The 11,966-nt window shown below is 43.8% G+C and carries 9 protein-coding genes; 2 read left to right on the forward strand and 7 right to left on the reverse strand.

Features of this window, described 5'->3' with window-relative positions; all coding sequences use genetic code 11:
- Positions 1–81 precede the first annotated feature (81 nt).
- From B5354_RS04440 to B5354_RS04470, 7 genes are all read right to left on the reverse strand, one after another.
- Positions 82–1,449: an SLC13 family permease gene (locus tag B5354_RS04440; protein WP_079526279.1), complete on the reverse strand. Its 1,368-nt coding sequence runs from the start codon at positions 1,447–1,449 to the stop codon at positions 82–84.
- Between the two features lie 57 nt (positions 1,450–1,506).
- The gene (tcuA, locus tag B5354_RS04445) at positions 1,507–3,015 is read right to left on the reverse strand and encodes an FAD-dependent tricarballylate dehydrogenase TcuA (protein ID WP_079526281.1); all 1,509 of its coding nucleotides are present in this window, start codon (positions 3,013–3,015) and stop codon (positions 1,507–1,509) included.
- 12 nt (positions 3,016–3,027) lie between these two features.
- On the reverse strand, positions 3,028–4,548 hold the full coding sequence (locus tag B5354_RS04450) for a tripartite tricarboxylate transporter permease (RefSeq protein ID WP_079526283.1): 1,521 nt from the start codon (positions 4,546–4,548) through the stop codon (positions 3,028–3,030).
- 13 nt (positions 4,549–4,561) lie between these two features.
- Entirely contained in the window at positions 4,562–5,011 is a 450-nt protein-coding gene (locus B5354_RS04455; protein ID WP_079526285.1) for a tripartite tricarboxylate transporter TctB family protein, read from the reverse strand.
- A gap of 70 nt (positions 5,012–5,081) precedes the next feature.
- Positions 5,082–6,059: a tripartite tricarboxylate transporter substrate binding protein gene (locus B5354_RS04460; RefSeq protein WP_079526287.1), complete on the reverse strand. Its 978-nt coding sequence runs from the start codon at positions 6,057–6,059 to the stop codon at positions 5,082–5,084.
- A gap of 191 nt (positions 6,060–6,250) precedes the next feature.
- Positions 6,251–6,931, reverse strand: a complete 681-nt coding sequence (locus B5354_RS04465; RefSeq protein ID WP_079526289.1) for a response regulator — start codon at positions 6,929–6,931, stop codon at positions 6,251–6,253.
- A gap of 17 nt (positions 6,932–6,948) precedes the next feature.
- The gene (locus B5354_RS04470; RefSeq protein ID WP_079526291.1) at positions 6,949–8,550 is read right to left on the reverse strand and encodes an ATP-binding protein; all 1,602 of its coding nucleotides are present in this window, start codon (positions 8,548–8,550) and stop codon (positions 6,949–6,951) included.
- Between the two features lie 497 nt (positions 8,551–9,047).
- Here B5354_RS04470 and B5354_RS04475 point away from each other — a divergent pair, with 497 nt between their 5' ends.
- Both B5354_RS04475 and B5354_RS04480 read left to right on the forward strand, forming a co-directional pair.
- Positions 9,048–10,397, forward strand: coding sequence for an aminotransferase family protein (locus tag B5354_RS04475; protein ID WP_079526293.1), 1,350 nt, complete (start codon positions 9,048–9,050; stop codon positions 10,395–10,397).
- A 41-nt stretch (positions 10,398–10,438) separates the two neighbouring features.
- On the forward strand, positions 10,439–11,884 hold the full coding sequence (locus B5354_RS04480; protein WP_079526294.1) for an APC family permease: 1,446 nt from the start codon (positions 10,439–10,441) through the stop codon (positions 11,882–11,884).
- Positions 11,885–11,966 lie beyond the last annotated feature (82 nt).

An 11,966-nucleotide genomic window follows, 5' to 3' on the forward strand; every position in this document is an offset into this window, starting at 1 on the left:
AGTTATTCCCTATTTTGCTCAGTTAGCTTCGTATTATTCCTTTTTATAAATAGGCGGTCCAAAATCCCGGAAAAAAGGCAATTAGTGCCAAAATAGGACAACAGAACATCCGATGACGATCAGCCATATTAGGGCAGAAGGCAGGCCAATTTTAAGTAAATCGCGATCCGTAAAATATCCGTAGGAGTAGCTGATTAAGTGTACGGGTGATTGAGTGACTAAGAAAAATCCAGGAATTCCAGTTAAAAACACAGACATCGCTACAACGAGTGGTGAGAATCCTGCCACGTTTTCACCGATTTGAATGGAAAGCGGAATCATGATTGTCAGGAAACCAAGAATGTTTACAAAGATAATCCGAATCAGGGCTGTACATAGAACGAGGGCCAACACAACAAGCATTGCTGATTGTGAGGTCATGGACTCAATTAGGGAGTCAGCAATCCATTTAATTGTCCCGGTTTTCACGAGCATCCCTGAGACCATGAGAGTACTGGCGAAAAACAGCATCATATCCCAATTGACGGAAGTTTTGGCTTGCTCCCATTTCCATACCCCTATACCGGGCAGAATAGTTAAGACAGCTCCTAACAACCCTATTAGAGGGATAGAAAAACCGTGTAAACTTTGCGTTGCCCATAACAAGAGCGTTAAACCCATAATTGCTATTATTTTTTTCTCAGGGATACTTAAACTCCCTAACTCTGCTAGACGGTTGTTCAGCAACTGTAGCAAGTGTTGTTTCTCAATGTTTTCGGGTGGAAAGTAATATAAAAATAGGCACCATAATAAGACGACATATACGAGAATGGGTGGAGCAAAATACAAAATCCATGTTATGTAATTCAGATCAGTGGAAAGTTCTGAAAAAAGTCCGAACGTGTAGATGGTAGAACTTGCACCTGTGGCAACAAAAGCCCCGGAGATGGCAGCTAAGTAGCTGATGCCAATAAATAAAGCTGCCCCTAAATTTTTCACCTCACTGAATTCTTTTAAATTTTTTAACAGGCGATCAAGTACTGAAGTGACAAGATTGGCTTTACCTACGTTGGAAGGAATTAGGATCGACAGTACAAGCATTAGAATAAAGGAGATCAGAACCAGTGCACGTCCGGAGCCGCGAGAAATTTTCAGCAATTGAAGAGAGACGCGACTTGCCAGGCCTGTTTCAATAAAAGCATGTGAAATAATGAAGGTTGCAAACAGCAGCCATACGATCTCCGAACTAAAGTAGGCAAGGGTTTCTGAATAGGTGAAAAAGTGAAATGAAAGCAGCAGAATAAGTAGGAGCGAGCTAAACGCCAATGGAAACACTCGGCCTATCCAGAGGATTTGAATCATCACTAGGGCAGCTGCAGCCTGAAGTTTGATGTCCATGTGGAATAACGGCAGAAAAAATAGTAAGTATAGCAAGATAGAAAGCGTTACTAACCATGAATTTTTATACATAAGTGATGCTCCTATAGAAGTGAAAAACCACCATGAATCCGGTGGTTTTTCAGCTGCTTATGAAGTGGTGTTCGTTGCTTTATTTTGTACATAATTCGCTGCGGAAGTACCGGCTGTTTTGCCAAAAACAGCTCCTGACATTAATCCGGATCCCCCTGGATAGTTCCCGTAGAAAATCCCGCCTACCATTTCCCCAGCAGCAAAGAGGCCGGAGATTGGTTCATTCTCCTTATTCAAGACTTCACCTTCTGTATTTACGTGGATGCCTCCGAATGAGAAGGTGATCCCGCAGGTAACAGGGAAGGCGTAGAAAGGTCCTTGCTCGATCGGCAGCGCCCAATTGGTCTTAGCTGGAGTGATGCCGGTTGTAGCTTTGCCATCTTTAACGGTGGGATTGTAGTAGCCATCTTCTACAGCGTTATTATAATCAGCAATGGTGGTTAGAAACTGCTCTTGATTCACATCTAGTTGCCCGACTAATTCTTCTAGCGTGTCAGCTTGATAATAGGTGGCTTCTTCTAGATTGTATTCTTTACGAAGCATTGGCCGAACTTGCTGATCATAGATTTGGTAGGCGATGTGATCTGGCTGTTTTAGAATTTCTCGGCCGTATTTTGCGTACGTATAGTTTCTGAAATCTGCTCCTTCATCGACAAATCGTTCGCCTGTTTTATTCAGCATGATACTTAATGGATAGGAGTGTTTTTTGAAAATATCACCAGGTTTCGTAAAATCGCCTGTCTTTGGAGCATTGTAGTCGGTGCCGATGGAGTGACAGCCTGACCATTCGCCGTATTTCTGCGCGCCCATAGCAAGCGCCATCGTCAACCCGTCACCTGTATTGTACTCCGTACCGCGCACAATCGCTGCTTCCCATTCTTCGCCAATATGCTCAGAACGCATACGTTTATTAGCCTCAAAGCTTCCACAGGCTAATACAACGCCGGATGTTTCTACGTTCGTTTTGTCACTATGTTGTTGAACTATCACCGAAGAGATTTGGCCATTTGTTGTCCGCAATTCAACGGCTCGGGAGTCGTACCAAATATTGATCCCAAGCTCTACAGCTCGGGCAAATAACGTGCTCATCAGGCCCATCCCGATATTTTTCGTTTTCACAGGAAGGCCGCCCCAGAAATGGTATCGACCTTCTTTTTCAAAAGATTGATTGCTGTAATTGAGTTCGAATTCAACGCCTTGCTCTCTCATCCAGGAAATGGTTTGATAGGACTGGTTAACGAGATGGCCGGCTAATTCGGGTGTGCTTTTTTTACTTGTAACACGCATGATGTCACCGTAGTAATCTTGCGTGCTATATTCAGGCATTACAATCTTATCAGCTTCTTCGTCGGTCAGGTCGGGAATCAGTTTTCTAATGTCACTTAATTCGTTGTAGGCAAATCGAATCGCTCCGTCGGTAAAATACGAGTTGCCGCCACGCTTATGTTCGGGGCCCCGTTCCAGGACGAGAACCTTGGCTCCTGCTTCACGTGCTGAAATGGCTGCACATAAGGCAGCGTTTCCAGCTCCTACTACAACTAAATCGTAATGGGTATCGTTGGCCATCATAATTCCTCCTTAGGATGATTTATAGACCTCATCATCTTGGGTCTTGTTGTTGTTTTTGTTCTTAACTAGTTTGAGAATCAATGGATAAAACAGGGATAGAATGGTCAGGACAAGTAAGGCAATACTCACGCCGGATGAGAAGAAGATTCCAAGACTTCCGTTTGAAGACAGCACGGCCATGCGGAAATTCTGTTCCATATCTGCTCCGACAATTAAGGCAAGAACGAGTGGCGCAATTGGGAAATCCATCACTTTCATCATTAACCCAAACAGCCCAAATACAAGCAGTAAGAAAAAGTCGACCGTTGAATAGCTCAGCGTGTATGTACCGATAAAGGCTAACATGACGATGAGCGGGTAGAGCACTTTAGCGGGAGTATCAAGAATTTTGACAAGCAAACCGACAAGCAGAATATTGATGATAATTAAAGCAATATTTCCAATAAACATGCTGTTCACAAGCGCCCATACCGTATCGGGCTGCTGTTCGAATAAAAGCGGTCCTGGTCTTAGCCCAAGCATAATAAGGGCACCGAGCATGACAGCTGTTGTCCCGGATCCTGGTATTCCCATGGTCAGCAGCGGAATCATGGCTCCCACTGAGGCAGCGTTGTTGGCTGATTCCGGGGCGGCTAATCCTTCGACGGCACCTTTTCCAAATTCATCTGGGTTCTTAGAAGTTTGCTTCGCTGTCGTGTACCCAATCATCGAGGCAATCGTTCCACCTGCTCCAGGGAGAACTCCGACGATGAAGCCGATCGGACCGCTGCGTAAAATCGGCATTCTTGAGCGTTTCCATTGTTCCTTGGAAAACCACACTTTCCCGACTTTTTTCTTTTCTTTCTTTTGCTGGTCAATATTTAAAAAGTTATAAAGAACTTCACCAATGGCGTACACCCCAATAATCACGATCAGAAAGTCAATCCCATCACTAAAGTGGGGGATGCCCATTGTAAATCGATAGACACCAGTTTGTGTATCAATCCCTACTGTACTTAACGCAAGACCGATCATCATAGCTAGAAACCCTTTGACCATTTTCCCAATTGAGAGGGCTATGATGGCGGAAAGGGTGAGAAGCATGAGAAGGAAATATTCAGCTGGGCCAAACTTCAAAGCGAAATCTGCCAGCGGTACAGCAAGGAAAATGAATCCGACTACAGCAATGATCCCTCCAATGAAGGAAGCGACTGCAGAGATCGCTAATGCGGGACCTGCCTGGCCGTTCTTTGCCATCGGGTAACCGTCAAATGTAGCCGCAATGGCTGACCCATCACCAGGGGTATTGAGAAGGATCGAGCTTCTGGATCCACCATACATAGCTCCGTAATAAATAGAAGCCATTAAGATAATTGCACTGATCGGGTTCATACTAAATGTAATCGGGATTAACACAGCCACTGCTGTAGCAGGACCCAGACCAGGGAGCATACCGACAACCGTTCCTAAAAATCCGCCAATAATAATCCACATAATATTCATAGGTTCGAGAGCAATCGAAAGGCCCTCCATAAAGCTGCTTACATCCATGTTGAATCACCTCCTAAGGTAAGCTGACTCCTAGTAATTCGCTGAAGGCATACCAGGATATAAATGAGAAGCTAATCGTAACGATGATATTAACTAACCATTTTTTGTAACCGTTTAAGTAAAAGAGCAGGGCACCTAAATAAATGATGGTCGAAATTAGATAGCCCAGAGGGTTGAAGATAAACGCATAAATCAATCCAAATAATAATGTGAATCCGATTAATTTCGGTGTTCTTCCAGACAGGATCTGTTTGATTTCCTCATTTTCAACGTGAAGGTTTTTAACCTCTTGTATGAAATAAATAACACTAAAAATGAGCATGATGATACTTATTCCTACAGGAAAATACATGGGGGCATCCGGGTTTCCCAGGTTCGCCTTTGGTAAGTTGAGGGATGCGATTAAAAAGATAATACTAAACAAGGTAAAAAAAGCAGGCACGCTTATTTTTATTAGTTTCATATCGTTCTCACCTCTTTTGCTAGAATTAATGCCCGCTGCCATACCCTCTGACAACAGGCACTATAGTTGGTTAATTAACGAGTCCAGAGTCCTCAACGAGTTGTTTGTATAGATCATGCTGTTCTTGCAAGAAGGCTTTGGTTTCTTCACTATTTTTATAGAAACCTTCCCAGTCGTTATTTTCGAGAATTTTCTTCCATTCATCTGTTTTAACCATTTTGCTTAATTTTTCATCCCAATAAGCAATTTCTTCCTCTGTCATGTCTGGAGGCCCCATGATGCCTCTCCAGTGAGGGAAGACCATGTCAACTCCTGCTTCCTTCCATGTTGGAACATCTTCAATTCCTTTTACAGGCTTTTCAGAGGAGACAGCTAAAATTTTCAGTTTACCGGCAAGGTGCTGGTCTTTAACTTCTGAAAGGGAAGTGGTAACAGCATCGACGTGTCCGCCAAGCAAGGCCGTTACTACATCTCCACCGCCTTCATACACCAGAAAATTTAACTGCGAAGGATTTATGCCAAACTCACTGGCTGCCTGGACGAGTGAAAGGTGGTCATCATTTCCGAGTCCGGGCCCTACACCAATTTTTATTGAGGCAGGATCAGCCTTGGTCGCTTCTAAGAATTCGGACGCAGTACTGAATTCAGAGTCTGCTGGGACGGCAAGTGCCTGCCATTCAGTTGCTAGTGTAGCGATAGGCGTGAAGTCTTTGTATGTTAGATCACTTTGACCTAGTAGATTGTTTGTCAAAACGAGGCTTGAATTGACGGCCAGAGAATGAGAATCCTGGGATTTTAAGTATTTCCAGCCAACTTCACCACCGCCGCCTGGTTTATTAACGACGTTGATGTTCTGTTTGACCAGCTCTTGTCCTGATAATACTTTTTCAAGAGAACGAGCAGTTAAATCCCATCCGCCGCCTGGTGAAGCAGGGGCGACGATTTCAATGTTTTGAGTCGGGTAGTCTCCATTTCCTGAAGCACTGCCTGAACAGGCTGTCATGAAGAGGAGAAGTAAGAGAATGGGGATCATAGCTAACTTTCGCAATACAAACACTCCTTTAATAGTTTAGTCCCTGTGTACCTGTGCTGCAGCAGAAAGGTGGTGAGAAGGACTGATTAACATCATCGTACCGTTACCGTTGATCTAGTGTAAACGTTTCCAAAATAATGTTTTTTTAAAATTTAAAAAACATTTTGTGCGTTTTGTTCACAAAATGTTCATACAACTCTAGTATGTTAACCCCGCCAATAATAACGCCGTTCAGGGCGGCCAACGATGCCGTATACCTGTTCTACCGATGCTTCGTGAATTCCAACCAAATACTCCAGGTACCTTCTTGCAGTTGTACGGGAAGCTCCAATGCGTTCTCCGGCTTCTTCTGATGTAATGCCTTCACTCTCTTGCTGAAGGATCTGCTTTATTTTATCGAGTGTCCTATAATCAATGCCAGTGGGGAGAGAGGGGCCTTTCTGCCTTCTTGGTCCCGGGTTTGAACCAAATACCTCTTGCAACATGGCTTTATTTACTTCATTCGTTGACTGAAGGATTTCTTTCTTTTTCTGATAGCGCGCCAGTGAGTCTTGAAATTGTTCGATGGTAACGGGTTTGATTAAGTAGTCCTGCACCCCATAATTGATCGCTTTTTCTAAAAAAGCTTTATCTGTTGCAGCTGTGATCATAATGATATCTACGTGAGGATGTTGTCCTCTAATTTTGTGAAGAAGTTCTGTACCAAGCTCATCTGGCATATACACATCCAGCAGAAGCAGGTCTACCGTATGGTCATCCAACAATTGCAGTGTTTCCGCAGCATTGCCAGCTTTCCCTATCAACTGCATATTTTCTTTTTTCGCCAAAAACTCTTCGTGAATTTGTGCTACCCGAAAGTCATCCTCAGCTATCACTACGCGAAACATGAAACATCCTCTCCTTTTTAGGTGTTTTTCTTTATATGCTTAGGAAGTATAATGGTAAAAATGGTTCCTTCCTGTGCCCGACTGCTAATTTCGATGGAGCCTTCCAACATGTCTACTTCCTCTTTTACATTGGCAAGTCCATATCCACGATCGTTCCCTTTTAGAGAAAACCCTTTCTCAAATATGCGTTCTCCGACACCGTCTTCTAATCCCTGACCACCATCTGCTATCTCAAAGATAATGTCGTTCCCAAGGTCTGTAACAAAGAACGAGACATCTTTAGCCGGTTGTGCAGCAACCGCTTCAAATGCATTATTGATTAAGTTTCCTAAAACCACAATCAGAGGTGAAAGTTGAATATGCGAAGGTAAAGGGTCCAGCGAACTTCCTTCCTCAATGGTGAAATTGATTTTCTTCTCAGAGGCTTTGGCAAATTTCCCAAGCAGGATCGCCTGAACTTTCTCATCGCGAATTTCCCTGAAGAACATAGATGTAACCTGCTCCTGAGTATGAGCTTCATCCTGAATTAATTGAATCGCTTGTTCGTATTTTCCGAGTTGGATCATTCCTAAAATCACATAAAGTTTACTGGTGAACTCATGAGCCTGAGCTCTGAGATCTTCGGAATACTGTCTGACTTCAGAAATCGCATCAATCATTTTTCGAATTTCAGTTTTATCTCTAAAACTGACAACCGTTCCCGTTCTTTGATATCCGGAAAAAATAGGGCTGCTATTGACGATGACCGTCTTATCTTTATATTGAAGTTCTTTATTGACGATCCCTTTTTCAGAATGAACCAAATCAAGCAATTGAGGTGACCTGATCACATCATGGATGTTGTGGTCCTCAATATGGTCCGGAAGGTCAAGGATCTCCCGTGCAGACAGGTTAATCATGGTAATGGTCCCATTATGGTCAAAAGCGATCATTCCTTCTTTGACGGACTGTAATACAGCATTTCTCTCTCGATAGAGGGCAGATATTTCAAAGGGTTCAAGCCCGAGGGTGTCTTTGCGAATACTTCGGGCCAGGAAAATGCTGCCGGCAATTCCGATAAGAAAAACGGTACCTGAGGCCATGATGATTTTTTTAATATCAGCGGCAATCTCTTTATGTATCGATTGCATTTGAAATGCCACTGCTACTGCGCCTTCTACTTTTTTATAATCGCCATAATCGATGATGATAGGAGCAATCCCTTTGAGCAATTGATCGTCGCCATCCTTTGTCTTCAGGACATAATTGCTTCCGTAAACTAATGCCCGGTAGTGATCTTGAATAGGGACGGCTTCCGTTTTCTTCGGCCCGGCGTACCCGTAGATGTCACCATCGCGGTTCACAATATTAATAGCTGAAGCTTCTACTTCATCCCTTATTTGATCAGCTAGGTGATCTATTTCATCTGTTGGTCTGTCAGACAGGAAAGATTGCTGGATAACCGGCATATAAGAGAGCGTTATTGCGGTTTGAACGGCCAGGTTCTCTGCATTCTCGACATCCTCATTTGATTCCATATAAGCCACCATAAAGGTAACAAGGCTAAGAACTAACAGCAGCAGAAAAATAACTAACCCTAATATCTTAACTTGAAGCGACACTCTTAGAAGCTTTTCCATAAGGACCTCCGTTTTGTAAGTCTGAAGTTGAGCTTTTCTAGTATTCTAGCATATTCAATGATTGATAGTGAGCCCTGAGGAGCGATAAGAAGCAGCTAAGTTTGAGCAATTGTAATTGGATACAGTCCACTACACTCGGAAGTCATAATCCCGCAAAGTAGGAGAAGGTGAAAATGGATTCATAAGAAATCAGGAGTGTCATATAGTTTAGATAGAGTACAAATAATTTAGAACCTTCAGAAATCCATTGACACCCATTTTACATCATTGATAATATGTTTTTAAGCGAATCATTAACTGTCAAATCTAACAGACTCTATTTATGAAGTAGAGCAATCCTTAGATTAGAGCCAGTTATATAGACGGGGAGTTCTATGTGCATTTCTCTGTCCATATAGCTGGCTCTTTATTTTCTATCCATAAGTTTTTAAAGTATGGGTGTTTTATCAATGTTTGAAAGCGGTTTCTAGACTAATCTAAACGAGGGAGAGATGAAAATGAAAGATTTATTCGAGTTGGACAAAAAACATTTTATTCACCCGACATCATCTATTAAGCAGCAGCAAGAGAAAGGTGCCAAATCTATTATGAAACAAGGAGATGGTGTCTATTTAACAGATACAGAAGGGAAAACGTATATCGATGCCATGTCATCGTTATGGAATGTCAATATTGGGCATGGGAGAAAAGAACTGGCTGAGGCGGCCAAGCAGCAAATGGAATCGCTGGCCTTTAGTTCGGCGTTTTCCACTTTCAGTAATGAACCAGCTATTCTGCTGGCGGAAAGAATCGCCCAACTCGCACCAGAGGGTTTAAATGCGGTGTTTTTCACTTCTGGCGGTTCGGAGTCCAATGATTCAGCCTTCAAATTAATTCGTCACTACTGGAAGATAAAAGGTGAACCTGAGCGTGACAAAATTATTGCTCTTAAAAAAGGATATCACGGGGTAGCCACTGCTTCTACGAGTGCGACAGGTATCCCTCAGTTTTGGGAAATGGCCGGTCTTACGGTTCCCGGTTTTATCCATGCAGAATCTCCTTATGAACGAGGTACGAAACCGTCGATCGATTCCATCCGTGAAGCCATTGAACGAGAAGGGCGGGAAAATATTGCTGCCTTTATTGCGGAACCGATTCAAGGTGCCGGCGGTGTTTTAGTTCCTCCTGAAGATTATTTTCAAGAAATCCGCCAGTTGTGTGACGATTATGGCATTTTGTTTGTGGCTGATGAGGTGATTACAGGATTTGGCCGGACCGGAAAGATGTTTGGACTCGAACATTCTGGGGTCATTCCAGACATGATGACGTTTGCTAAAGGGGTAACGAGCGGCTATATTCCACTCGGCGGTGTTGTAGTATCGGATGCGATTCATAATGTATTAAAGGAAAAATCACCAGGTACGCTTTTTCACGGGTTTACATACAGCGGTCATCCAACAGCGGCGGCGGTGGCATTGAAAAACATTGACATCATTGAACGAGAAGGTCTTGTGACTAACTCAAAAGTGATGGGGAACGAATTGCTAAAAGGGTTCAGGAAAATTAAGAACGAGTTAAACATCGTGGGTGATGTACGTATGGTCGGTTTGCTTGGGGCGGTGGAACTCGTGGAGGACCCTGCGACGAACAAACGCTTTTCGCCTAATTTGCAAGTCGCGCCTAAAGTGATTGAAGCCCTGCATGAACGTGGGATCATTTGTCGGGCAGTTACTTATGACAGCACGGATATCATTTGTTTTGCGCCGCCATTAATTTTGAACAAAGAACAAGTTCAAACAATCGTGGCAAAATTACATGATGCGGTATTATCCGTACAGAAGCAGCTTGGTGATCGAGTGTCGTCATAAGTCATTGCTAACTGCAAATTCCAAACTGGGAGGTCATCATCGTGCATGATCAAAAACTAGTAAAGGTGCTTGGGAATAAAGATGTTCTCGCTCTTGCTTTTGGGGCAATGATTGGATGGGGCTGGGTCGTGACTGCGGGGCTGTGGATTACCGAGGCAGGTTCGCTTGGAGCGATCCTTGCTTTCGCTTTAGGAGGGCTTCTCGTTACCTTTGTTGGCCTGACGTACGCCGAGCTAGCTTCAGCTCTCCCTCTGACTGGAGGGGAGCATGTGTACAGTTTTAAGGCGATGGGCAGGATAGCTTCGTTTGTTACCACGTGGTCGATTATCCTCGGCTATGTATCCGTCGTTGCTTTTGAGGCAGTGGCCCTGCCAACGGTTTTTGAGTACTTAATTCCAGGTTACAGCCAGGGGCATCTTTACACCATTGCTGGCTGGGACGTGACAGCGACGTGGGCGGGAGTCGGTATTTTGGGGTCGATTTTAATTACATGGATTAATTATCGTGGCATAAAATTGACGACTTCGATCACGTTCATTTTAACACTGTTAATTATCATCGCCGGAATCTTATTAATCACCGGCGGTACAGCGGCAGGTAACGTACAAAATATGCAGCCGCTGTTTAATAAAGGGATGGCTGGATTATTGACCGTCATTATTATGACGCCATTTATGTTTGTAGGGTTCGATGTGATTCCGCAAGCTGCTGAGGAGATCAATCTTCCGCGCAAGAAAATTGGCCAGCTATTAATCTTCTCTGTTCTGCTCGCTGTTACCTGGTATATTCTCGTTATTTTTGGGGTATCTCGGATCATGTCTCCATCAGCTATTCAGGAATCAGCATTGGTGACAGCCGATGCGATGGCAGCAGCATTTGGAGGCAGTACGCTTATGGGAAACATCCTCGTACTCGGCGGAATCGGCGGGATTCTAACAAGCTGGATCGGTTTCTATGTTGGAGGCAGCCGTGCTATTTACGCACTTGCGAAGGCGGGAATGCTGCCTAAATCACTGGGGGAACTTCATCCAAAGTACAACACACCATATAAAGCGATTCTAGCAATCGGCATACTTTCCACGATCGCGCCATTGTTCGGCCGGCCCGCTCTCGTATGGTTAGTTGATGCGGGCGGGTTAGGACTAGTCGTGGCCTGGTTGATGGTAGCGGTCTCCTTTATCATCCTTCGGAAAAAGAGCCCTGACATGCATCGCCCATTCCGTTTGCGGGGAGGAACTACAATCGGCTGGATAGCTGTACTCATGTCGCTTGGCGTATGTGTGCTCTACATGCCAGGTATGCCTTCAGCCCTCATTTGGCCTTATGAATGGATTATCGTTCTCTCCTGGATGGTGCTCGGAGCGGTTCTCTATAACATTTCAATCGCGAGATATGGAACAGAGAACTCTGATCACCATATGAATCAGGAGATAGATCGGGTCCTGAATGAGGACGATCCACACTCTGACATCTCTCACACAAGTTAACAAAAAGTAGTCTTCAATCGTAATTTTGGCACCATAACATGATCAGTTTTTTATAAGAAAAAATATTGAGTGCAGTGAAAAT

Source organism: Halobacillus hunanensis, assembly GCF_900166655.1.
GTDB classification, from domain to species: domain Bacteria; phylum Bacillota; class Bacilli; order Bacillales; family Halobacillaceae; genus Halobacillus_A; species Halobacillus_A hunanensis.